The organism is Ruegeria sp. CDSA221 (assembly GCF_059611825.1).
Window position 1 is genome coordinate 331,868 of sequence record NZ_JBXWPK010000001.1, and the last position, 23,594, is coordinate 355,461.

A 23,594-nucleotide genomic window follows, 5' to 3' on the forward strand; every position below is an offset into this window, starting at 1 on the left:
CGAAGCCGAAACAACTTGGTCCCGGTGGCACTATCTGCCGGCGTTTGATCCAAAAGACTCGACTCTGTAAAAGCGGAAGCATAAAAAGAACAAATCAAGAACATATTGGTATCTGGCATGTTCGATGGAATGCAGCGTCGCGTCGTTTCATTGTGGTTTCCTCGGTTGGCAAGCGACCGGGTTCTGCGTCGACGCCTGGTGAATGGGCCCTTTGTCCTGACGCTCAAACAACAGAATGCCAATCGTATTTATTGCCTGAACGCTCAGGCTGCGGAACAGGGGCTGCATCAGGGCATGTCCTATGCGGATGCGCGCGCCTTTTGCCCCGCTTTGCAAAGCTGCACAGCCGATCCTCAGGCCGATATGCGTTTCCTGCACATCCTGCGTCGCTGGGCAACGCGCTATTGCCCCTGGGTGGGGATGGAAGGCGAGGATGGGCTGGTGCTTGACGTCACCGGGTCAGCCCATCTCTTTGGCGGCGAAGAGGCGATGTTGGCTGATATGCGCGGACGGTTTGCGCGCGCAGGGCTCTGGGTGCAGATCGGGTTGGGGGATACGCGCGGTGCGGCTTGGGCGCTTGCCCGTTATAACGAGGGGGTCGCAGCCTCTGGCAATATGCTGACGGCCCTAAAGTTGCTGCCGGTGGCGGCCTTGCGTCTGGATGAGAAGACCTCGGTCGCCTTACAGCGCATGGGCCTGCGCAAAATTGGTACATTGGCGGCAGCACCGCGCGCACCGCTGACACGGCGTTTTGGTCCCGGTCTGCTGCTCAGGCTGGATCAGGCTCTGGGCGCGCAACCCGAAGCAATCACGCCGCTGTCCGATCCCCCCCATTACGCGGTGCGCATGACCCTGCCGGACCCCATCGGATTACTGTCGGACGTGATGGCTGGTACCGAACGGCTGTTGGCCCAGCTCTGCGCCAAGCTGAAGGCGCAAGAGATGGGCGCCCGGAAACTTTGCATGACATTGCGTCGGGTGGACCAGGACTGCCAGCAGGTTGAACTGCGTCTGGCCCGACCTCTGCGCGATCCTCAGCGTATCCTGTCTTTGTTCGAACGCGGTTTGGGGGAAATAGATGCCGGTTTTGGCATTGATCAAATGCGGTTGGAGGCCACCGGGGTTGAAGCGCTGCCAGTACAACAAATCAGCCATGTGTCGGACCACAGCAAGAGCCGGCTGGATGACCTGATCACCCGGCTGGGCACCCGGGTCGGGCTTGAAAACATTCAGCGTTTCCTACCTGCGGACAGCCATATTCCCGAACACAGTTTCAGCATCGCGGCCGCCGCCTATTCCAACCCCTCCAGCGGCTGGAGCAGCCTGAACCCACGCCCGCTCTACCTGTTTCCACCCGAACCGATTGCGGCAACCGGCCCGCATCCGCCCGCGCGGTTCCGCTGGAGACGTATGTCCCTGACAACCGGCCATGCCACGGGCCCCGAACGCATCGCGCCCGAGTGGTGGCATCAGGATGAAAGCTGGCGCTCTGGCCTGCGGGATTACTGGCGAGTGGAAACCACGCAGGGGCGCAGGCTCTGGCTGTTTTACACGCCTCAGAATCCGGGCTGGTTTGTACAGGGAGAGTTCGCATGATCACAGCAAACCGCCCGACAGACGCCCTGCACCGCCATATGCCAAAGCCCCATGCACAGGGGCTGGGTTATGCCGAACTCTGTGTCACCACGAATTTCACCTTTCTGACCGGGGCCTCCCACCCCGAAGAGCTTGTCCTGCGTGCCGCCGAGCTGGGATTGTCGGCAATAGCTATCACGGATCACAATTCGTTGGCAGGGGTTGTGCGCGCATGGTCGGCACTGCGAGAGCTTAAACGACAGACCAAACAGCCCCTTCAAATCAGATCTGAATATCGGGTTGATTCCTCCTCCCGGCAAGAGGTTGGCCACAGGCAGGCGCTTGCGAAACCGGACTGCACTGTTCTGCCTAAACTGATTACCGGCTGCCGGCTGCTGCTGCGCGACAGTGCGGTAGATTGGGTGGCGTTGCCCTGTGATCTGGCAGCCTACAAACGCTTGGCCCGCCTGCTGACTCTGGGCAAACGGCGTACAGATAAGGGCGATTGCGAGCTCTATACGCAAGACATGCTGACGGCCTGCAAGGGTATGATCCTGATCGCCCTGCCCCAGACCACCCTGTCAGAGGCCGCATCGGATATTCAAACCGTGCGGCGACGATTTCCCAATCATGTTTTTCTGGGCGCAGTGCCACGCTATGACGGCAGCGATCAGGCCTATCTGGCCGAATGCGCCCAACTGGCGCAGAAAAGCTGCGCCCCCATGGTGGCGGTCGGGGATGTTCTGATGCACCGCGCCCACCGCAAGCAACTGGCCGATATCCTGACCTGCATGCGTGAAAACATCACGATTGATCAGATCGGCACCCGCGCATTCCCCAATGCCGAACGCCGCCTCAAATCCGGCCAGGATCTGGTCCGGCTGTTCCGCCATCACCCCAGCGCCTTGCGGCGCACGATGGAGATTGCCGACAGGTGCAGCTTTGATCTGGCGGAGCTTTCGTATGAATACCCCGATGAGATTGCAAGCGGGGAACATCCGCAAACGCGTCTGGAACGTCTGGCACACGAAGGGTTGCAGCGCCGGTACCCCGAAGGGCCGCCCGACACGGTGGTCGGGCTGATGCGCAAGGAACTGGCGGTGGTCGCGGATCTGCAGTTTCCCGCTTATTTCCTGACTGTACATGACATCGTACAATATGCCCGGTCGCAGGGCATTCTGTGTCAGGGGCGCGGGTCCGCGGCCAATTCGGTGCTCTGTTACCTCTTGGGCATCACGGATGTCAGCCCCGACCAGATCGCCATGGTCTTTGAACGGTTCGTGTCCAGATACCGGGGCGAGCCGCCGGATATTGATGTCGATTTCGAGCATGAGCGGCGTGAGGAGGTGATCCAGTGGATTTACGAGAAATATGGCCGCGAACGTGCTGGTCTTTGCGCAACTGTCATCCATTTCCGCACCCGTGCAGCCATTCGCGAGGTGGGCAAGGTCATGGGGCTGTCGCAGGATGTAACCGCTAGGCTGTCGAGCCAGATCTGGGGCATGAGCAATGGCGGCGTTGATCTGGACCGTATTCGCGAGCTGGGGCTGGACCTCAGCGACCGGCGCCTCATGCAAACCATTCATCTGATTGGCGAAATCATCGGCTTTCCCCGCCATCTGTCCCAGCATGTTGGTGGTTTTGTGATCACCAAAGGACGCCTGGACGAGCTTTGCCCGATTGAAAATGCCGCAATGGAAAACCGCACCGTCATCTGCTGGGACAAAGATGATATTGATGCTCTGAACATCCTGAAAGTCGATGTGCTGGGGCTTGGTATGCTCAGTTGTCTGCGCAAATCCTTTGGCCTGCTGCAACAGCATGAAGGCCAGACCCTGAGCATCGCCAAGGTGCCTCAGGACGACACCGCCACATATGACATGCTCTGCCGGGCGGATGCGATCGGCGTCTTTCAGGTCGAAGGTCGGGCGCAGATGAATTTCCTGCCCCGGATGCGCCCCCGCGAGCTTTATGACCTGATAATCGAAGTTGCCATTGTGCGCCCTGGCCCCATTCAAGGGGATATGGTGAAGCCCTATATCCGGCGACGCAATGGGCTGGAAAACCCCGAACCCTTTGGCCCGAAACTGGAACAGGTGACAGCGCGCACATTGGGCGTCCCCCTGTTTCAGGAACAGGCCATGCAGATTGCCGTGGTCGGGGCCGGATTCACGGCGGAAGAGGCCGACCATCTGCGCCGCTCATTGGCTACGTTCCGGCGAATGGGCACAATCGGCACATTCCGGGATAAATTCATCAATGGGATGCTGGGCAACGGCTATGACATCAAAGTAGCTGAGCAGTGTTTTTCCCAGATCGAAGGCTTTGCCGATTACGGGTTCCCGGAAAGCCATGCGGCGGCCTTTGCCATGCTTGCCTATGTCTCGGCCTGGCTGAAACGCCATCACCCGGCGATCTTTGCCTGCGCGCTTTTGAACTCTCAACCCATGGGGTTTTACGCGCCCGCTCAGATCGTGCGCGACGCCCGCGAGCATGGGGTCGAAATCCGCCCTATCTGCGTCAATCATTCCGAGTGGGACAATATACTGGAACGCCGCCCCGATGGCGCGCTGGCGCTGCGGCTGGGATTCCGCCAGATCAAGGGGTTCAGGGAAGAAGACGCCGGCTGGATTGAGGCCGCCCGCGGCAATGGATATCAGGATCCAGAGGCGCTGTGGCTGCGTGCGGGGCTGCGGCCTGATGTACTGACGCGCTTGGCCGAGGCAGACGCTTTTTCCGATATGGGGCTGACCCGGCGCGATGCACTCTGGCAGGTCAAAGCCATTCAAAGCCCCAAACCTCTGCCCTTGTTCAATGATCCGATTGACGGGGAAACGGTTCACGAACCCCTGGTCAACCTGCCCGCCATGCAGCTGGGCGAAGAGGTGGTCGAGGATTATGTTGCCACCCGCCTGACCCTGCGGGCCCACCCGATGGAACTGCTGCGCCCCTCTCTGCCAGGGCTGACCACACATGTCGCCTTGCTAGAGGTGCCCCTGGGGCGGCACAGCGTTTGTGGTCTGGTTATCACCCGTCAGCGGCCGGGCACGGCGTCGGGTATAATTTTCCTGACGCTAGAGGATGAAACCGGGGTCAGCAATGTGGTGGTCTGGCCCAAGGTTTATGAGCGTTTCCGCCGGGCCGTGATGGGCGGGCGCCTGCTGCGGATCACAGGGTATCTGCAGCGTGAAGGGATTATCGTGCACCTGATCGCCCAGGACGTTCAGGACATGTCACATAAGCTTTCCGAATTGGGGCACCCGCAACCAGAGGTCCTAAGCACCGAAGGGTCCCGCACTGATGATACACCGAAGAAATCCCGCTATCCTGCCAGGGCAATGCACCCACGGGATCAGGCAAAGCGGCTGTTTCCAAGCCGGGATTTTCATTGAACCGCACTGCTGCATATCTCTGGCAGGGTCCGCACTGTCGGATTGCCGCAACTCAAAACAATATTGAGGCAAACTCACCCCTACCCCGTTCACAGGGCAAGACACCCTGTGCTAGGTTAAGCACGTATAATTGTTTATGAATTGGTGAGTTTCCGATGGCGCGAAAATGTCTGGCAATCCTGATTACGTCGGCGGGTCGCCGTGTTGGCTTGTTGCAATGCTTCAGGGCGGCTGCGGAACGTCTGGATGTTGATCTGACCATCATCGCCTGCGACCTGAACCCAAATGAAAGCGCGGCCTGTGCACTGGCCGATCACGCCGCCGCCGTGCCGCGATGTGACAGCCCCGATTATGCAACCTCGATCCTCGAGATTGTGCGTCAACACGGGGTCAGCTTGGTGATCCCCACAATCGACCCGGAACTGATGCCCCTGGCACAGGCCGCACCCGCCTTTGCCAATCTGGGCGCGCGAGTCCATGTCTCGCCGGTGAACGTGATCGAGGTTGTCCGGGACAAGCGCCTGACAATCCAGAAACTGTCCGAAGCCGGGGTTCCAGTTCCGCGCACATTGGATCATCAGGAATTGCTAGAGCGGCCACAGGACATCAGTTGGCCCATCTTTGCAAAGCCAAGTGGCGGCAGTGCAAGCCGGGGGCTGGACGTATTCGAAACCCTCGCTGATGTCCCCTCTGAATTCCCCGAACCGATGATCTTTCAGGACAAGCTGAACGGACCGGAATACACAATCAACATGTTTGTAGATGCCTCGGGTCAGCTCTGCACGGTGATCCCGCATCTGCGCATTCAAATTCGCGCCGGTGAGGTTGAAAAGGGTGAAACCAGGCGACGCAATGATCTGCAAACCATCGCCGAAGGCATTGCACAGGCCCTGCCCGATCTGCGCGGTGTCGCCTGTTTTCAGATCATCGATGACCCAGAACATGGCCCCGCAGTGCTTGAGATCAATGCGCGTTTCGGGGGTGGCTACCCTCTGGCCGATCATGCGGGCGCACAGTTCGCACAGTGGCTTTTGGAAGAGGTCGCCGAATTACCGTCAACCGCTCATAACAACTGGCGCGATGGTGTGAAAATGATGCGATATGACAGTGCGGTGTATCAGGGCTGATGCTGGTATTTGATCTGGACGACACCCTGTATCTGGAGCGAGATTTTGCCTTTAGCGGCTATAACTGGCTGAACGGTTGGGTCCACGAAAAAACCGGCGTTGAAGGGTTCGGACAACAGTGTCAGGCCGCGTACAATGCGGGGGAAAGACGACGCATATTCAATGTGGCTTGCGCGCAGACCGGCCTTGATGCGACCGATGCTTTCATACAGGACCTGATCACCAAATACCGGTCACACCCGCCCCTCATTTCGCTGTGCGAAGACGCCGAGCGGTTTTTGACAAACGCAGATCAGCCAATGGGGTTGATCACCGACGGGCCCGAAAAGATGCAGCGCAACAAGATCGCCGCGCTGGATCTGGACCGCTTTATTGCGCATATACGCCCGACCGGCGCCTGGCCGGATGGCTACGGGAAACCGCATCCCCGCGCCTATGAAGAGATGGAATTGGCCGCGCAAAACCCGCGCAGAATGGTCTATGTAGCAGACAATCCGGCCAAGGACTTTATCACCCCGAATGCCCGAGGCTGGCGGACGGTTCAAATCCTCCGACCCGGGGCTGTGCATGATCCGATTCCACCCAGTTCTAAGCATGCCGCATATGCCACGGTCACCAGCTTAGGCCAGCTTACAGAAGTTCTGTCAGACCTTTAGCCGTGCCGGCTTTGGCAGCAACTCCGATTTGCACATTGGCAATCAAAGAATCCCAGTCCGACAGGACGTGCTGCGGTTCCAGCCATTCCCTGTTATGGCGTGCATTCTGACGCATTTTATGCAGTAAGGCATCATCCTTTGACAGGCTGACAATCGCCTTAGTCAGACCGGCAACATCCTCGGCCGGAACAAGCAATCCGTTTTCCCTGTCGCGGATCAATTCCCGTGGTCCATAGGCGCAATCGAACGATATGACCGGCAGACCTGTGACCGTGGCTTCGGCAACCACGTTCGGAAACCCTTCAAAGCGGGAGGGGAATACCAGAATATCCGCGTCTTGCATCCAGTCTCCGGGTTTTGGGCTGGCGCCGGGCAATGAAACGATATCCGACAAATTCGCCGCCGATATCTGCTGTTCCAAGGCGCCGCGCTCGGGGCCCTCGCCAAAGATCGTCAACCGGATGTCTGGGTTGTTGCGCAGCACTTCGGGCATTGCCCGCAGCAGCATATCGAACCCCTTTTGACGATCCAAACGCCCGACAGCCACAAGCCGGGTCTGTCCGGACCCGATGTGAATCCCCCCCAGCGGAGCACATGGATTGGGGATTACACTGGCCTTTGGGATCAGGTCCGCAGGCAAATCCAAACGCGCACGTTCGGTCTGCATGACAATTCCGGACGCCCCCCGCGCAAGCCTGTTCACCGCTTTCAGCCACATGGGATTTCCGCTTTGGACCAGTGGATTGTTCCGCTCGGAAATTACAACCGGCACCCCGGTTCCACGCGCGGCCAACATGGTCAGCACATTCACCTTGGTCAGAAACGAGATGATCAGATCGGGACGCACAGCCCGGATGACCTTGCGAATATGCAAGTAGCGCCGTGCCTGCGTCAGTCGCCGCGAAATCTTTAGCGGCTGAATCATGTGCAAATGCGCGCACTCAGGATAGGCGAAGTAGGAACCAGAATCCTCTGTCGCCATCCCGGCAACGTGAACCTCATCCCCGGCCGAGATCCGATGCGCGGCGATCATTGCGGCGATCTTTTCCGCACCGCCTGCTCCGAACCCAGCTTGCACCAATAACAGTTTCATTTTTCACTCAGCGGCGCTTTTTACACGATCAGCTTGCTGTACCAGATCCAGAGTTTCCGGACGGTTCAACTCTTGTTCGACAATGGGTCGATTCAAGTCTTTGGACTGCAGGAAAATCCGCCCAATATATTCGCCCATTATTCCCAGGAACATCGCATTCAAGGTCATCGACAGCAGCAACAGGATGGTGGTCGTGGCAAAACCGCCCGGCCAGTTCTGGCCAAAGAACAGCTTGCCGATCACATATCCGATCATCAACAAAAACGTCCCTGTGCCAACCGTCAGACTGATCATCGAGGCAAGGCGCAAGGGCAGAAGCGAGTGGTTGATCAGCCCGTCGACAGCAAGCGACAGCATGGCCCGAAACGGAAATTTCGACTCGCCAGCGGTGCGCGCATTGCGATCATATTCAAAGCCGATCTGGCGGAAACCCATCCCACTGATTAACCCGCGAACATAAGGAGAGCGATCATCGACCCGGCGCAGCTCGTCCAGAATACGCCGGTCAGTCAGCCGAAACTCGCCCGCATTTCTCGGCAAATCATCATTGCTGATCATATCGATCAACGCATAAAAGCCGCGCCGCGCGGCAGCGACGATGGGTCCGTCCGGCAGGCTACGGCGAATGCCGTATACCACGTGATATCCCTGCCGCCAGGTATCCAGCATCTGCGGGATCAGTTCGGGCGGGTCCTGCATGTCGCAATCCAGTTGGATCGAACAGGCCCCGTTTGCGGATCGATAGGCCGTCAGAACTGATGACTGATATCCCATATTGCGGGCAAATCGGATAACCCGGACACGGGGATCAGCAGCAGCAATATCCGACAGGATTTCAAATGTACGATCCGTGGAATGGTTGTCAGTGAAAATGATCTCGGGCTCATAAGAGGGCAGATCGTCAAACACCTTGGTCACACGTTCATAGGCCGTGCGAACGTTATCTTCTTCGTTCAAAGCGGGGATCAGGATTGAAACCAAAGTCACGCGTTTATCTCCGCTTGTTGTGACTGTTTTGTCCATTGAACCGTCCTTTCAAGGCCTTCACGCAAAGCGATTTTTGCCGACCAGCCATAACGTTTCGCCATCTGTGAAGGATCCGAAACCAACAATACCGGGTCATCCTTCGGCGGCGCAGAGGAAACCATATCCGGAGCTGCTCCGGTCAACACCTGCAACTCTCCTGCGACCGCGGCCATATCCGGAGCATCGCCAGTGACAACATTAATGACCGACCCCGCCTTGTCCGGTGCGTCAGCAATCAGCAGCAGCGCTTCGACTATGTCGTCAATATGTATCAGATCACGCCGATCATGTGGACGATGAAGGAAAACCGGGGCTTTCCGCAACAGGCGGCCAATGGCGTGGGGTATGAAGAAATCTTCTGACTGTCCGGGACCATAGGTCAGCGCCAACCGAGCCGTAACAGCCTTGAACGGCAGCCGGGGCTGAGCCATTTCAATATAGTGCGTTCCGGCCACCAGAGAGGCGCCATAGGAATTTCGCGGGTTCTCTCGCGAAGTTTCGACATAGGGCAGCTTGATATCACCATATTCCGCAATGGATCCGGTGCGCACAAACGCTTTGGGCGGCTGATCACAGATGGCCAAAGCCGACAGGATCGCAACCAGCCTCGAGAGATTTTGCAAAATACTGGCATTCAGATCTGCCAGGTCATCAGTCTCGGCAAATTTTGTCTGCGCGGCGGTGTGCAGAACTACCTCGGGTCGGAACGCATTCGCGACGCGTTTGATCGCGGCAACATCCGAATACCCATCGGTGAAAAAGCGGATTCCCGAAGCACCTTGCAAACGGTCCCGAGAGGAACCCGGCCGCGTAAGCACAGCGACCTCATCGCCCCGGGCCAAGCAGGCCCGAACCAGATGAGAGCCAATGAATCCGCTGGCTCCGGTGATCAATACGCGCGTCATTGTTTCCCCTTCAGGGAATAACTACTGGCATTGGCAAAGGCACGATGAACTTGCCGCCAGCGGCTTCGAAATCAGCCATCTGCTCGCGGATTTCGTCAAAGAAGTTCCAGGCCAAAACCAACAGGTAATCAGGTTTGCGTTCCATGACCGCTTCGGGGGCCAATACAGGAATAAGCTTGCCCGGCGAATACAGGCCCTGTTTCAACGTGTTCCGGTCAACCAAAAAATCCAGAGTTTCCGTGCCGATATCAAAGTAGTTCAACAGCGTGTTACCCTTAGCGGGCGCGCCGTAGCCAGCGATCGTTTTACCCGATGCCTTGAGGTCGGCCAGCATGGAAACAAGGCTGTCCTGCATCACGTGAACACGCTCGGCAAATGCTTCGTATGCCTCTTTGTTGGTCATACCCGCGGCATCTTCGTCAGCCAGCATATCAGCAACAATCGGCGCCGGGGTTTTGTTCAGCGCGGCGGGTTGCATGAACACGCGCATCGAACCGCCATGAACCGGCAGTTTTGTGACATCCACTACATCGAGCCCAACGGACTGGCCCAGTTTGACGACGGACAGAAGGCTCAGTTCAGAGACATGTTCGTGATAAACATTGTCGAACTCGTTGGTCTCGAGGATCATCTTGCCCCAAGGCACTTCGATGATGAAGACGCCGTCATCTGTCAACAGGTCCAGAACACCTTCGGTAAAGCCGTGCAGATCGTCTATATGGTTGAAGGTATTGGTCGTCGTGATGACGCTGGCCGGCCCTTCGGTTTCACGAATCTGCTGCGCGGTGGCGCGGTTGAAAAAGTCCACATGGACCCGAACGCCCCGTTCGCCGGCAATCTTGGCAAGGTTGGCCGCCGGGTCGATGCCCAATGTGCGCCCGCCCTGATCGTTGGCATGGGACAGCATCAGCCCGTCATTACAACCGATATCAATGATCAGCCCACCTTGCGCACGCTCTACTGCGACCGAGGCGAGTTCGGCGAAATGCGTATGCATTGTTGCCGCACCGGACGGGACATAAAGATAGTCCGTAAAGAAATCAGCAGGCACCTGATCTGCAACCTGGATCAAGCCACAATCCAGACAGGCCTGAGTATTCAGCGGGAAAGCCGGTTGCGGAACATCCTTTTGCTCGGGCCGTGCGAACATATTGGCGGGCGGGTGATCGCCCATCGGCAGCACAAGCATAAGGTTGGTAGACCGGCAGGTCCGGCAGGTCGTGCGAACAGACGTATTGATGCTTTGATCGTTCATCAGACCAGTGCTCCTTGGAATTTCAATGCAAATTCTTCAAATTTTGCATGCATATAATCGATTTGCGCTTGTATCAGACCATGGTGACAAGCCAGCAGGATACCCCCGCGCATAACCGCATCGGAATTGGGATAGCCCGCGGGATCTGCACGGTATTCTACTTGCTTCATGGCAGGCTGACGCAGAATGTTTCCGGTAAAGACGGGCCGAGTTTGAATGTCCGAAGTCTCAAGGAATATCTGCATCTCGCGCCGTGTGAATGGGGCACCTTCGCGCAATGTCAGCGGGAAGGCCAGCCAACCGGTGCGCGAGTTCGGCAGTTGTTCAGGCAGGATGAACCAGTCTTCATAGCGGGCAAAAAAGGCGCGATGAGCAGCGAAGGCCTCTTCGCGCACGCGGATGTTGTTGTCCAGTTTGCTCAGCTGCACCAACCCGAATGCCGCGCTGATTTCCGAAGGTTCAACGTTATAGCCAAGATCCTCGAACAGAAATTTGGCATCATACTCGATCCCGTCCAGTTTGACGTTGAACCGGTTCTCGATGGCCTCGGATTCCACAAACAGCGAGGACGACCGCCCCCAGGACCTCAGCAAAAGCGCCTTGCGGCCAAGCTCTTCGTCATTCACGCACAACATGCCGCCATTCCCGGCGCCATTGATGACGTGGCTGCCGTAAAAGCTGGTGGTAGAGACGTCGGAATAGACGCCCGTGCTTGTACCGTCGATGGTTGCGCCCAGCGTGTCAGCGCTGTCTTCAATTACCTTCAGACCATGCGCATCGGCCAGCTCGCGGATACGGCGCCAATCTGGCAGGTTTCCGATCAGTGACGGGATCATGACGGCAGATGTATTTGGCGTGATCATGCGTTCGATCGCGTCTACGTCTATATTATAGGTCCCGACCGCGGCATCCACAAATGTCGGGATCAGGCCCTGACGGACAAGCGGAGCAACCGTCGTGGCAAAAGTCAGGGCCGGAGTGATAACTTCGCTGCCCTTTGGCAAGTCCAGAATCTCGACCGCGAGGTAGTTCGCCGATGACCCCGAGTTCACCATGATGCCGTGGCGTTTGGAAAACAAAGCAGCCACTTTTTCCTGCATCTCGCGCACTTTGGGGCCCATCTGGGTGGACGTTTTCAGAACTTCGACAACCGCGTCGATCTCTTCCTGGCCATGCACGGTTTGACCGTAATTCACTCGCATTATTCTTTTCTCCTCAATAACCCGCTATTGCGCGGCGACCGGAGCCCGGTCGAAATCCCGTGAAGACATCAGGTCACTGTAGAACCCGATCTGATTGTTTGTGATCCCACCCATCTCCGAACCGGCGGCATGGGCCTTGTACCAGTCTACTGTCAGGCGAACGGCTTCGGGCAATGTCAGTTGCGGACGCCAACCCAATCCCGTTTGCGCCTTAGTGCTGTCCAGTCGAAGAATACCTGCCTCATGCGGCGCGGCAGATGTCTGTTCAGCAGACGCCATCGAAAACTGTGGAGCTCCATCGCCCCAGGCATCCTGCATCAAGGTTGCCAACTGCCGGACATCCACCGTCCCCGACACATCAGGGCCAAAATTCCAGGCGCCAGCAAAGCTTTGCCCATCCCGATACATTCGCGCGGCCAAGGCCAGATAGCCCGACAGCGGTTCAAGAACATGCTGCCAGGGGCGCACGCTGAGCGGGCTGCGGATAACCACCGGTTCGCCCGCCTCGGATGCGCGGATCACGTCGGGGATAAGCCGATCTTCGCCCCAGTCGCCCCCTCCGAACACATTCCCGGCCCGGACTGTTGCAAGTTGCGGCCCATCCGCTGATGAAAAGAAGGAATGACCATAAGATTGCGCCACAAGCTCGGTACAGCCCTTCGAGGCGCTATATGGGTCCCTGCCGCCCATCGGATCGTTTTCACGATAACCCCAGGTCCATTCCTTGTTGTCGTAACATTTGTCACTGGTGACAACGACCACCGCCTTCAGTGAGCGCATCCCCAAAGCGGCATCCAGAACATGGGCCGTTCCAGATACATTGGTCGCAAAGGTTTCGGCAGGATCCCTATAGGACCGGCGCACCAAAGGCTGTGCAGCCATGTGGAACACGATTTCAGTGTCCACCCCTGACAGTGTATCCAGCACCGCCTGACGATTGCGGATATCCGCAATCCGACTGTCGGTCAGCCCGTCAACAGAACAGGCATCAAAGAATGAATGCCCCTGTTCGGGAGGCAATGACAAGCCTGTCACCTCTGCCCCCAGACGCCTCAGCCATGCACAAATCCACCCGCCCTTGAATCCGGTATGCCCGGTCACAAGAACACGGCGGCCGGCAAAAACGCCATCAAACTGAGAATTGACCTGCCCGCTCACGGTTCACCTCATATCGCCAGAGCTGGGTAGCTCTTGCCCGAACCTTCGTTGAAATTAAGCCAGGGCGGCGTTTCACCTTCGCACAGACCGTCCAGGGTATTCCTGTCGCGCAGGGTATCCATCGGGTGCCAAAACCCATCATGGCGATAGGCCATCAACTCGCCGTCGCGGGCCATCTGGGTCAGCGGGGTCTGTTCCAGCGGCTCATTGTCATCAACCATATAGTCCAAGACGCCCGGCTCGAAGACGAAGAAGCCGCCATTGATCCAGGTTTCGCGATTGCGGACCTTTTCGGTGAAGGCGTCAACCCTGTCGCCCTTGAGCTCGATGTTACCAAACCGCGCCGGGGGCTGAACCGCAGTTACGGTCGCCAGTTTGCCGTGTGATTTGTGGAAATCAATCAGTGCATTGATGTCGATATTTCCCACGCCGTCCGAATAGGTGCACATGAACGGCTCATCAGGAGTCAGCCAATCCTTGAGCCGACGGATACGACCACTGGTCATGGTATGCGCACCGGTGTCGACCACTGACACATTCCACCCGCCCGGAGCAGAAGGGACCAGTTGCAATTCCCCAGTGTCCAACGATACCGATATATTGTTGGCGATCAGGTGATAATTGGCAAAGAACTGCTTCAGCAGCAATGCTTTGTACCCGGCAGCCACAACAAAATCACGATGTCCGAAATGGCTGTAGATATCCATCACGCGTGCGATGATCGGACGCCCGCCCACTTCAACCATGGGCTTGGGAATGGAAACCGTTTCTTCGGCCAGACGCGAGCCTAGTCCACCAGCCAGAAGTACCGTTTTCATTGTCTATCCTTCCTTTATTCGATCAATAGAATTGATGGTCATGTGAATGGGCCCGCCCAGGAAAAATATAGGCAGGTTGAGTCGCGCAGGCACTGGTCATTGTTCAGCCCCTGCAGCTTTCAAGTATACCACACCTTGGCCGTAGCGGTTGTTCAGACCTGATAATTCGACTGGGCGGTAGTTGTTTGCCCGCGCATAGCTCAACAATGGGGCTTCCAGAACGGAATCGTATCCAAGCAGGAAAGCCGAAGGCGGGTTATCTGCAAACAGAGCCGGTAAGTCTTCGGCGCCTGCCATCACGTATTTGCCGGCAAGTTCCGGATCCGTGAAGGGTGCAATTCGGTAAGCGAATGGCCCGGTTGCAAATTCTGGATAAACGCTCAGGCCCGCCTCAAGCGGATAGATCGGCAGCAAAGTCGCGACCGGACCATCAGGCAGTGCACTGCCTGCCACCGCATCCCGCAGGACAGCGCCGGAACCGGCAAAACGGGCCGAGGTGAACTTCGAAGGCTCTGTCAGCGAGACCAGGCCCATCCCGATACGCGGGAGTCCCAGGATGACCATCAAGACAATACCTGCCGCAAGCACAGGCACTGCCTCGTGCCGCCGTGGCGGGTCAAGCCGACGGAACAGAACCGCGAGCAGCAGAGGCAGACAGACCAGAGGCTGGATATAATATTGCGGAAAACCGGGCGTTGGGACAAAAGCCATCGAGGCAGTCAAGATAATGATCGCCAGAACAACACCACCATGCCGCAGTTGCGAGGGCTGCATTTCGTCGACACGCGCACCACCACGCAGGATAATCCAAAGCACGGACAGAATGGCCATAACCATCACCAGGCCCACTCCGGCCACCCATGCCGAATGGGCCAGCATCAACTTGCCCGACAATCTCAGGGCCAGCCCCGGTTCTGTTGCGGCGTTGGCCTCCCAATAGGCGACATGTGGTCCGGTGTGAAACCCCAAGACATGCGCCAGAAAGACGCCCGGATCAGCGAGCAGGAAGGCAAACAGGGGCAAGGCCCCGATCAGCCCTCCGATCAGCAGCGGCAGGACCACGGCTTTCAGTCGTCGTGCCATCGAAACATCCGCAGGCAACAAGAATGCGGCAAGAGCAATCGGCGGAATAAACAGTACCGCACTGACCTTCATCCCCGCCGCAATAGACAATGCGACGCCCGATAGGACCAGCGTCAAAAATCGCGGCGCGGGCTTTGACGTCTCGATCAAAAACAGGCCAAGCCCGATGACCGCAAATGGCAGTGGCAACAGATTGTTGGTTGCGGCCATACCGGCACCGGTCAGAAACAGCTCGCATGTCACAATGCCGATAATTGAAAAGACTGCGAGAACCGGTGATCCCGACAAGCGCAGCGTTACCCAGCCAGTTGCCGCGATCAATCCAAGCCAGGCCAGAAACAGGCCGATCCGAGCGGACCCCAACAGGCCGAACTCATCGAACAGAATGCCGGACCCAAGGTAATACCACGCCGAATAAGGGACGTGATTGTAGAAGAAGTCCGAATAAAGCTCCCACTCTCCGAGCAAACGCGCCGGAGGGACGAACATCAGCTCATCCCGGCGCAGATCATAGGTCATCAGGCGGCCGAACAAACCGGCAATCAGCAACACAAGCCCCAGACCAGCGGTCACGATCCCAAGCATAGCACCCATGCGCGTACTTGACGGGGTGGTGCCCTTAAAGCTTGATATTCTCGCATCGCTCATCTCAGCCCCTCCGATCCATCGCCTGACCCCGGCCAAGCGCACGCGAAATCATGAGGTAAGACAATATGACAACGGGCCCCAATGCGACCGCCTGTGCCAGATAGGGATCAAGCCCAACCTGCATCAAACCGCGCAAAAGCAGCGCATTCACAAAATACAGCACGACATAAGACATCGCATATAGCGGGAAACGGCGGTATCCCTGCACGCCAAAGACAAACCGGGCGTGGATACAAAAATTCCAGATCACACCCAAAATAAACTGAAGCAGAAGCGCAAGCTGTGGATGCATGCCCGCAAAAATCAAAAGGGCAAACACGCTGTAGCCAAACGCAGTGTTGATCAGGCCGGCCCAGAGAAACCGTACCACCTGCGCACGTTCTTCTGACGGCGCAAAAGCCGAGCGTATATTAAGCCTCGCCATCAAATGTTGGCCCTTTCGGCGGAAATATTAAACACAGAAACCAAATTCGGCAAAATAGCCGACACCAGAAAAAACAATGCTAAATCAGCTGCCAGCGGGCAGCAGTTCCGGGTTTTCTCCTTCAGACTGACTGACCGCATTTGCTGCGTTTGTGCCAGCGCTTTTGAAAATGGGCTTGGATGAAAATTCCGAGATTGGAACCGGACGCAGGCCATTTGCACCATACCCAGGCACGAGCTCTTTCAGCAGGCGCTTGGCTGCCAGTTCGTCACCTTCTGCCGCAGCCTGTTCCAGTTTCCGGATCATGGCGCGCAGGCGGGCAACAGGAATGCCCTCGGGCCGTGCGGACCCGACGCCCGGAATGCCACATTCGTGGCGCTTCTCAGACGCATCAAACAATTCCTCAAACAGCTTTTCGCCTGGACGAATACCAATGAATTCGATGTCGATATCCTCATAAGGCTTTAGCCCGGCGAGGCGGATCATCCGTTCGGCCAAATCCACGATCTTGACCGGCCGACCCATATCCAGAACGAAAATCTCTCCGTGGCTGCTTTCCATTTTCAACCCGCTGGCGGCCGCAACCAGAGTCAGTTGCACGGCCTCACGGATGGTCATGAAGTACCGCTCCATCCGGGGATCAGTCACGGTCAGCGGACCACCGTTCGAGATTTGACGTTGAAACAGCGGGATCAGCGAGCCCGACGACCCCAGAACATTGCCAAACCGTACCGAGAAGAACCGGGTTTCTTCCTCGGTTCCGTTGGTTACACGGTCCTGCGCCTGAACGTAGAACTCAGCAACGCGCTTGGTTGCACCCATCACATTGGTGGTGTTTACAGCCTTGTCGGTGGAAACCTGCACCATCGCGATAGCACCATAGTTCCGGGCCGCATCCGCGACGTTACGGGTTCCGATCACATTGGTCAAAACGCCCTCGCAGGGATTCATCTCAACCATCGGAACATGCTTCAGGGCTGCGGCATTGAATACCAGCTCGGGGCGATGACGTTCAAAGATGTCATTCACACGCGACGCATTGCGAATGCTTGCGATATACATCCGCCGGGGAACATCTGGAAAGTTCTGCGACAAATCCATGTCGATGGAATAGGCGTTGAACTCGCAATGGTCGATCATCACCAGTTCCGCCGGATCGAAAGAGGCTATCTGACGTGCCAGTTCGCTACCGATCGAACCACCGGCACCGGTCACCAATACGCGGCGCCCACGGAACATCTCGCGCAACATCGAGCGTTCGACAGCTTTTTGTGGCCGCTCGAGAATTTCTTCCGGGTTGATAATACAACCGTTGGCCGCATCCTGGCCTTCTTCCCCAAGACCCGGCACGCGTGAGACAGCGATACCGTTGGATTCACACCAGCTGGTCAGCTTGCGGATGCCGTCACTTTCAAAATGCGTGATCGGTTCGGTCAGGAACAAGCGTCTGGGCAAATGATCCCAGGCTTTAAGCCGCTCGACCACGCGATCGGCATCCAGAAGAGATCCGATAATCTGAACATCGTGGAAATACAGCCCCATGGTATTGCGCGCATCGTCAATAATGCCCACCGGCTGATACTTGGAATGCGTATTCCGCAAAGACCTGACAAACAGATCACAACTTGCACCCGTGCCAACCAAAAGCACCGGAACCTTGTCCTGATGTTCGGCCATCAACCGCGCATTCTGGCGATTCAGCTCACGGCTACGGGCAACTACACGCAGGGCACTGAGCAGAAGGATCATCAAGCCAAGCTGAATAATGAAGGCCGCGAAGGGTACAGCCTTGGTCACTTCGAAAACTGCACTGGCAGCCATGAGGCACAGGACCAACATTGTCGATCCCCGCAGGATCAGACGAATGTCTCGCAATGACGTCGAGCGTGTGTGGCGCCGGTACATGCCCGCAAGCGGGAAAACCGCTAGTCCAATCAGGCTGGACAAGAGCATCAGCGGGAACATGGCTGGCGCCATCTGTTGCGCTACCGTTCCACCATTCGCAAGATTGATTGCCACTACGGCTGAGAAAGACGAAGCAACAATGTCTCCAAAGACTAATCGATGATTGGCACGCAACTCACTAACAATCTGCGTTTGCCAGCAATGAAAACCCGAAACCATTTACCTCACCCCTTTATCTCATCACCGGCTCAATTCCGGTCGAGAATTACTCGTACATCGTTACCCAACAGGGTCCTGCAGCATCAAAACATTGCCACAGCTCCCAACTGATCACTCACAGACCGCTTTCAGCTGTCCTATATAAACCAAAGGCTCGCGATCAGATGATCAACCGAAAGCCTTGTACCCGTATCTTTGTTTTGCCCCCTTCACTTGAGCTTGTCTCAATCGCCCAAGTTGAACACACTCACTTCACTCGTTAATAATAATAATTCGCGCAAGTAACAAAATTGTTCCTCTGGTTCGCCGGTTAGCGCAATTTCTTCAATCTCCTTCAACGCTAACATACGTTTCCGCGCCCTCAAAAGTAATTTCTTCACACTTCATTAACGAATTGCAGCGTTTTCTGAAGTACTCTTTGACTGATATTTTGCTGAGGGTTGCAGAATTTCCTCCCTGTTTCGGCTGACTTGAGCGCCGATTGACCTAGCGTAAACAAGAGAAATGCTAATCTCACGGGGAAAATTACAGTCATTTTCTCAATCCGATGAAATCTTCGGGGGCCGCTGTCCGGGTCTCAATATTGCCCAATCGATCCACAATAAGCCCCTATCGGGGCATTGTGAACCAAGACGCAACAAAGATGACAACTCCTTTCGGCCAATCCTCTAATGAGTCGCAGGCCGGTTTTCCTGACAAAGGCTTTGTGAACTTGGCGCATGCTTGGAAAAATTTCCGCATAGTCAGGGTGCCGGTCAGCTCTGCCGCTTGAATCGAGAATCGATTTGGGATCAACTCAGCCCAGACTTCGTATCAGTGCGCCGGAACTTGGATCCGGCCAACAGGATGATCCGGAGAGATGTTGGTTCTTGGTTTGATATTCGTAGTTTTCAGCTACAGTTCTTGGGTTTGAATATGAACAGATTTCTCGAAATACTGTGTTGCCTGATCGCGGGCACGATCGCGCTGCCCTTTTTTCTGGCGGGTTGTGTGATTGTGCTGTTTTCGGTCGGGCGACCTTTGTTTTTTGGCCAACGGCGGGCAGGCTGCAACGGGCGCGTCTTTCGCATCTGGAAGCTGAGAACAATGTCCGACACACGCGATCAAAGCGGGGCTTTGCTGCCAGATTCGGAACGTCAGACAAAAACCACCAAGCTTCTGCGCCGCGTAAGGCTGGATGAGATGCCCCAGCTTGTGATCATCTTGCGCGGAGATATGGCCCTTGTTGGCCCCCGTCCCCTGCTTCCCGAAACCATCGAAGAGTTTGGAGACAATGGGCGGGTGCGCTGCACGGTTCGGCCCGGTCTGACAGGGTGGGCTCAGGTCAGCGGCAATACCGCGCTTTCAAATGACGAGAAGCTAAAGCTGGATCTATGGTATGTCGCGCACCGGTCACTGTCGCTTGATCTGAAGATATTGTTCGAAACCATTATGGTAGCCTTGGCCGGAGAGCATAAACGCCCTGACCGAATTCAGGCCGCAGACAACTGGCTGGACAGCCGAAAGGAGACACCTGCATGAAGACGGTATTTGTGGGGGCGGTCGAAGGATCGCATGTCGCCTTATCCGCCATATGTGCCCGAGGGTTTGTACCGGATTTGGTGGTGACACTACCGCCGGACTTGTCCCACCGGCACTCTGATTTTGCAGATCTCAAACCCACTGCAGATCGGTATGATATTCCTGTCCACTATACGGCCAAAAGTGACTCGGCCGGAACAATCAAAACCATTCAAGCCGTAAAACCTGATCTGATACTGGTCATCGGGTGGTCTCAGATATGCGGGCCGGAATTTCGAGCCCAGGCAAAGATCGGATGCGTCGGGTTTCACCCATCCGCCCTGCCCCGTCTGCGCGGACGCGGTGTGATCCCCTGGACTGTCATATTGGGCGAAACCGATGTAGGCGCGTCATTGTTCTGGCTTGGCGAAGGGGCCGATGACGGCCCGATTGCGGCGCAAGCTCGATATGCGGTCGATCCCGACACGGTAACAGCGCGCGAGCTGTATGACCGGGCGCTTCAGGCCCTGACGCAGCTGCTGCCTCAGCTTCTGACGCAAATCTCTGAAGGCGATATCCCGGCGGCTCCGCAGCCAGAAACCGGGATCAGCCTTTGCGCGCGGCGGCGGCCCGAGGACGGGCTGATCGACTGGACCAGACCCGCGGCAGAGATTAACCGGTTGATACGCGCAGCCGGACCGCCCTATCCCGGCGCTTTCACCTACACTGCCTCCGGTGAGAAGTTGGTCCTGCTGGGTGTACAGAACACCGCCCTGCAGGGCTACTATATCGGCCTGCCTGGTCAGATACAGGCCATCGAAGGAAACCGGTTTACGGTCGCCTGTGGGGATGGGAAATGTCTAGACATCACAAGCTGGACCGGCGCCGATGCGCCGCCCGAACTGCACTCAAAGCTCAGGAATTCCGAATGACAACGCTGACACCTTTTGACGGACAGGACGGACCGGTACTTGTGGTTGCTCCGCACCCGGATGATGAAGTCCTTGGGGCTGGCGGCACCATCGCACGACTGGCAGATGCAGGTCGCGCAGTCCATATTGCGATTGTCACAACGGGTCGGTCGCCCCGGTTCAGCACGGAACAGATCGCCAATGTACAGGCCGAAGCCAGGGCCGCACATGAGCATCTTGGTGTGACGCATACGCATTGGTTGGATTTCCCTGCCGCTGAACTGGCTGAGCACCCCCATGGTGACCTGAACGCAGGTCTGGGAACACTGATCCGCGATCTCGACCCAAGTGTCATCCTGGCGCCGCATCCCGGCGACATCCATCTGGACCACCAGTTGAGTTTCCTTTCGACTTTGGTGGCAAGCCGACCTTATCAGAACAAATACCCGACGACGATCGCGGCCTATGAGACGCTGTCCGAGACAAATTGGAACGCGCCATATCTGACGCCGCCATTCGTGCCGAACATGTTTGTGGACATTTCGGATACATTGGAGCGTAAACTAGAAGCCTTCCAGTTATTTGCAAGCCAGGTCAAACAGCCCCCGCACGAGCGTTCGGTTCAGAGCTTGAAAGCGTTGGCAACTTTGCGTGGCGCGACGGTTCACCGGGCCGCGGCTGAGGGCTTTGTCTTGGTCAGGTCGGTTATCTGACTGACCTGATCGCAAAATCGCCAAGCTGTGATCAGCGCATCCACGCTTCGGACCATAGTTGGAACATAAAGACCGTCCACAGCTGAGCACCCCAGTTGCGTTTGCCTGATTGGTGCTCGGCCCAGCATTTTTCCAACGCTGCCTTGTCCACAAAACCCTCAAGCCCGTTCCCATCCAGAAGAATGCTGGAAACACGGGACTTTAGGGGCCCGCGCAGCCAAGCGTTGAGTGGGATACCGAACCCGCGCTTTGGCCGGTCGTACAGCGATTGCGGAACCCGCTTTTTCAAAAGCTCCCGCAACGCCACCTTGCCAACCTTCCCGTCGCACCGAAGCGAAGCCGAGGAACGCCAAGCGGCCGTTACAACGCGATAGTCCAACAATGGGGCGCGCATCTCAAGCCCGACCGACATCGACGTGCGGTCAGCTTTCACCAGAATATCATCCGGCAGATAATAAAGTGAATCCAACAACATCATGCTGTCCAACCGGCTCAATCCTGCGGGCAAATCATGCGTTCCGATCTCATTGCCCAGCGGGATGCCGGACTTTCCAAGCATACCGGAGGACCAGATCGAAAACTGGGCCTGATAGCGGCACTGGAACTCTCGCCCCTGCAGAACCGGCGCCAGCTTGGCCAGACGATCCGCGCTCAGATCGTCACGCATGCTGCTTGGGGCGAATGGCTTGAGGACAGGCACCAGAGCGCTCAGCACCGATTGCGGCGTCTGCGACAGCGCCTGAATCGCCAGGTCAGGCATCTTGCCCTTCAGGCGTTCAAAAGCCTGCATCCGAACATAGCGAGCATAGCCACCAAACGACTCGTCACCGCCGTCGCCGGACATGACGACCTTAAGCTGCTGGCGCGCCAGTTGCGAAACCAGCAGGGTTGGTAGTTGCGACGGGTCGGCGAAAGGTTCGTCAAACACCTGCGGCAAGCCTTCGATGGCTTGAAACGCCATTTCCGGCGTCGCCGTCACCTCGTGGTAATCCGTCCCAAGATACTCGGCGATGGCTTTTGCATGGTCGGCTTCGTTGGTGTCTTCGTCCTCAAAGCGTACGGTAAAGCTGGGAACCTTCCTGCTGGATTGCTCTTGCATCATTGCAGTTATCAGCGACGAGTCGACGCCTCCGGACAGAAATGTCCCAACCGGCACATCCGCAACCATCCGTTCGCCCACCGCGCGCAGCAGTTCGGATTCGATTTCAGCTATGGCCGTTTCATCGTCAGGATAGGGGTTTGCGCGCGCCTCGGTGACTACGGCCTCGATATCCCAAAACCGCTCGATCCCTTGCAGAAGCGCATCCAACGAGGCCGGTGGGGTGTCAAGTTTGATCTCGACCATAGAGCCCGCAGGTAGTTTCAGGACATTCGGGTAAATCGTGCGCGGGGCCGGGATGTATCCCAGCCGCAGAAACGAACCCAAGGCGGCGCGATCCACCTCCGGCGCCCCGAAATCAGGATGTGCGCGCAGTGACTTCAATTCGGACCCAAACAGAACGGTTTTCCCGGCCAGGCCCAGATAGAGAGGTTTTTTGCCAATCCGGTCGCGCGCCAATGTCACGCTCTGGGTTTTCCGGTCAAACACGGCAATGGCAAACATCCCGTGGACGCGGTCCAGTGTCTTGCGGATACCCCAAAGCTGCATCGCCGCCAGCAAAACTTCGGTATCGGACGTACCCCTGAAGCTTATGCCCAGATCCTGCAATTCCTGACGCAATTCCAGATAGCCATAGATCTCACCATTGAACACAATGGTGAACCGGCCATCGGCGGAATCCATCGGCTGTACCCCGGTTTCCGAAAGATCAATAATGGCCAGACGCAGATGCCCCAGGGCCACGCCCTGATCTGGGTCCACAAACAACCCGGTTCCATCCGGGCCACGGTGTTCAATCGATTGACACATCTTGCCAAGGACGGATGAGGCCTGAGACCGATCAACGGTGCCAAAGTTGATAAATCCGGTGATGCCACACATCGC

18 protein-coding genes are annotated in these 23,594 nt (G+C 56.9%); 7 read left to right on the forward strand and 11 right to left on the reverse strand.

The annotated features are described in order from the left end of the window. Positions 1-117: 117 nt before the first annotated feature. From AC2FJ5_RS01525 to AC2FJ5_RS01540, 4 genes are all read left to right on the forward strand, one after another. A complete protein-coding gene (locus AC2FJ5_RS01525; protein WP_496792156.1) occupies positions 118-1,596 on the forward strand; it encodes a Y-family DNA polymerase in 1,479 nt (492 codons plus the stop codon). Next, complete coding sequence (locus AC2FJ5_RS01530; protein WP_496792158.1) at positions 1,593-4,967, forward strand: error-prone DNA polymerase; 3,375 nt, start codon at positions 1,593-1,595, stop codon at positions 4,965-4,967. Before AC2FJ5_RS01525 ends, AC2FJ5_RS01530 begins: the two co-directional genes overlap by 4 nt. Before the next feature lie 155 nt (positions 4,968-5,122). Further along, positions 5,123-6,094 carry an ATP-grasp domain-containing protein gene (locus tag AC2FJ5_RS01535; RefSeq protein WP_496703175.1) on the forward strand — a complete coding sequence of 324 codons (972 nt, stop codon included), beginning with the start codon at positions 5,123-5,125 and terminating at the stop codon, positions 6,092-6,094. After that, a complete protein-coding gene (locus AC2FJ5_RS01540; RefSeq protein WP_496792160.1) occupies positions 6,094-6,750 on the forward strand; it encodes an HAD family hydrolase in 657 nt (218 codons plus the stop codon). The genes AC2FJ5_RS01535 and AC2FJ5_RS01540 overlap by 1 nt, the downstream gene beginning before the upstream one ends. Here the strand turns inward: AC2FJ5_RS01540 and AC2FJ5_RS01545 are convergent. From AC2FJ5_RS01545 to AC2FJ5_RS01590, 10 genes are all read right to left on the reverse strand, one after another. Further along, positions 6,725-7,843, reverse strand: coding sequence for a glycosyltransferase family 4 protein (locus AC2FJ5_RS01545; protein ID WP_496792162.1), 1,119 nt, complete (start codon positions 7,841-7,843; stop codon positions 6,725-6,727). The two genes, AC2FJ5_RS01540 and AC2FJ5_RS01545, sit on opposite strands and share 26 nt — an antisense overlap. A 3-nt stretch (positions 7,844-7,846) precedes the next feature. Further along, positions 7,847-8,866, reverse strand: a complete 1,020-nt coding sequence (locus AC2FJ5_RS01550; protein ID WP_496792163.1) for a glycosyltransferase family 2 protein — start codon at positions 8,864-8,866, stop codon at positions 7,847-7,849. Next, positions 8,827-9,774: an NAD-dependent epimerase/dehydratase family protein gene (locus AC2FJ5_RS01555; protein ID WP_496792165.1), complete on the reverse strand. Its 948-nt coding sequence runs from the start codon at positions 9,772-9,774 to the stop codon at positions 8,827-8,829. Before AC2FJ5_RS01555 ends, AC2FJ5_RS01550 begins: the two co-directional genes overlap by 40 nt. 10 nt (positions 9,775-9,784) lie before the next feature. After that, a complete protein-coding gene (locus AC2FJ5_RS01560) occupies positions 9,785-11,029 on the reverse strand; it encodes a class I SAM-dependent methyltransferase (RefSeq protein WP_496709020.1) in 1,245 nt (414 codons plus the stop codon). Then, positions 11,029-12,231 carry a DegT/DnrJ/EryC1/StrS family aminotransferase gene (locus AC2FJ5_RS01565; RefSeq protein WP_142636227.1) on the reverse strand — a complete coding sequence of 401 codons (1,203 nt, stop codon included), beginning with the start codon at positions 12,229-12,231 and terminating at the stop codon, positions 11,029-11,031. Before AC2FJ5_RS01565 ends, AC2FJ5_RS01560 begins: the two co-directional genes overlap by 1 nt. A 24-nt stretch (positions 12,232-12,255) precedes the next feature. After that, positions 12,256-13,389, reverse strand: coding sequence for a CDP-glucose 4,6-dehydratase (gene rfbG, locus AC2FJ5_RS01570; RefSeq protein ID WP_496792166.1), 1,134 nt, complete (start codon positions 13,387-13,389; stop codon positions 12,256-12,258). A gap of 8 nt (positions 13,390-13,397) precedes the next feature. Further along, positions 13,398-14,207 carry a glucose-1-phosphate cytidylyltransferase gene (gene rfbF, locus AC2FJ5_RS01575; protein ID WP_142636222.1) on the reverse strand — a complete coding sequence of 270 codons (810 nt, stop codon included), beginning with the start codon at positions 14,205-14,207 and terminating at the stop codon, positions 13,398-13,400. A gap of 96 nt (positions 14,208-14,303) precedes the next feature. Then, entirely contained in the window at positions 14,304-15,938 is a 1,635-nt protein-coding gene (locus AC2FJ5_RS01580) for a glycosyltransferase family protein (protein ID WP_281995075.1), read from the reverse strand. Between the two features lies 1 nt (position 15,939). Then, positions 15,940-16,362 carry a GtrA family protein gene (locus tag AC2FJ5_RS01585; protein WP_142636218.1) on the reverse strand — a complete coding sequence of 141 codons (423 nt, stop codon included), beginning with the start codon at positions 16,360-16,362 and terminating at the stop codon, positions 15,940-15,942. 84 nt (positions 16,363-16,446) lie between these two features. Then, complete coding sequence (locus AC2FJ5_RS01590) at positions 16,447-18,381, reverse strand: polysaccharide biosynthesis protein (RefSeq protein ID WP_185956665.1); 1,935 nt, start codon at positions 18,379-18,381, stop codon at positions 16,447-16,449. Positions 18,382-19,401: 1,020 nt separating this feature from the next. On the opposite strand from AC2FJ5_RS01590, the gene AC2FJ5_RS01595 reads away from it, so the two are divergent. From AC2FJ5_RS01595 to AC2FJ5_RS01605, 3 genes are read left to right on the forward strand one after another with little or no spacing between them, the layout of a single operon-like run. After that, complete coding sequence (locus AC2FJ5_RS01595; protein WP_142636214.1) at positions 19,402-20,007, forward strand: sugar transferase; 606 nt, start codon at positions 19,402-19,404, stop codon at positions 20,005-20,007. Beyond that, positions 20,004-20,918, forward strand: coding sequence for a methionyl-tRNA formyltransferase (locus tag AC2FJ5_RS01600; protein ID WP_496691640.1), 915 nt, complete (start codon positions 20,004-20,006; stop codon positions 20,916-20,918). Before AC2FJ5_RS01595 ends, AC2FJ5_RS01600 begins: the two co-directional genes overlap by 4 nt. Continuing rightward, positions 20,915-21,610, forward strand: coding sequence for a PIG-L deacetylase family protein (locus tag AC2FJ5_RS01605; protein WP_496691641.1), 696 nt, complete (start codon positions 20,915-20,917; stop codon positions 21,608-21,610). The genes AC2FJ5_RS01600 and AC2FJ5_RS01605 overlap by 4 nt, the downstream gene beginning before the upstream one ends. Positions 21,611-21,641: 31 nt before the next feature. On the opposite strand, the gene asnB is transcribed toward AC2FJ5_RS01605, so the two are convergent. Continuing rightward, positions 21,642-23,591 (reverse strand): asparagine synthase (glutamine-hydrolyzing), encoded by a 1,950-nt coding sequence (gene asnB, locus AC2FJ5_RS01610; RefSeq protein WP_496792167.1) that lies wholly within the window; start codon positions 23,589-23,591, stop codon positions 21,642-21,644. Between the last annotated feature and the right edge of the window lie 3 nt (positions 23,592-23,594).

Excerpts from the sequence above, each read along its gene's own strand:
- AC2FJ5_RS01525 (WP_496792156.1), top strand. The coding sequence starts at position 118 with ATGTTCGATGGAATGCAGCGTCGCGTCGTTTCATTGTGGTTTCCTCGG.
- AC2FJ5_RS01530 (WP_496792158.1), top strand. The coding sequence starts at position 1,593 with ATGATCACAGCAAACCGCCCGACAGACGCCCTGCACCGCCATATGCCA.
- AC2FJ5_RS01535 (WP_496703175.1), top strand. The coding sequence starts at position 5,123 with ATGGCGCGAAAATGTCTGGCAATCCTGATTACGTCGGCGGGTCGCCGT.
- AC2FJ5_RS01540 (WP_496792160.1), top strand. The coding sequence starts at position 6,094 with ATGCTGGTATTTGATCTGGACGACACCCTGTATCTGGAGCGAGATTTT.
- AC2FJ5_RS01545 (WP_496792162.1), bottom strand. The coding sequence starts at position 7,843 with ATGAAACTGTTATTGGTGCAAGCTGGGTTCGGAGCAGGCGGTGCGGAA.
- AC2FJ5_RS01550 (WP_496792163.1), bottom strand. The coding sequence starts at position 8,866 with ATGGACAAAACAGTCACAACAAGCGGAGATAAACGCGTGACTTTGGTT.
- AC2FJ5_RS01555 (WP_496792165.1), bottom strand. The coding sequence starts at position 9,774 with ATGACGCGCGTATTGATCACCGGAGCCAGCGGATTCATTGGCTCTCAT.
- AC2FJ5_RS01560 (WP_496709020.1), bottom strand. The coding sequence starts at position 11,029 with ATGAACGATCAAAGCATCAATACGTCTGTTCGCACGACCTGCCGGACC.
- AC2FJ5_RS01565 (WP_142636227.1), bottom strand. The coding sequence starts at position 12,231 with ATGCGAGTGAATTACGGTCAAACCGTGCATGGCCAGGAAGAGATCGAC.
- rfbF (WP_142636222.1), bottom strand. The coding sequence starts at position 14,207 with ATGAAAACGGTACTTCTGGCTGGTGGACTAGGCTCGCGTCTGGCCGAA.
- AC2FJ5_RS01580 (WP_281995075.1), bottom strand. The coding sequence starts at position 15,938 with ATGAGCGATGCGAGAATATCAAGCTTTAAGGGCACCACCCCGTCAAGT.
- AC2FJ5_RS01585 (WP_142636218.1), bottom strand. The coding sequence starts at position 16,362 with ATGGCGAGGCTTAATATACGCTCGGCTTTTGCGCCGTCAGAAGAACGT.
- AC2FJ5_RS01595 (WP_142636214.1), top strand. The coding sequence starts at position 19,402 with ATGAACAGATTTCTCGAAATACTGTGTTGCCTGATCGCGGGCACGATC.
- AC2FJ5_RS01600 (WP_496691640.1), top strand. The coding sequence starts at position 20,004 with ATGAAGACGGTATTTGTGGGGGCGGTCGAAGGATCGCATGTCGCCTTA.
- AC2FJ5_RS01605 (WP_496691641.1), top strand. The coding sequence starts at position 20,915 with ATGACAACGCTGACACCTTTTGACGGACAGGACGGACCGGTACTTGTG.
- asnB (WP_496792167.1), bottom strand. The coding sequence starts at position 23,591 with ATGTGTGGCATCACCGGATTTATCAACTTTGGCACCGTTGATCGGTCT.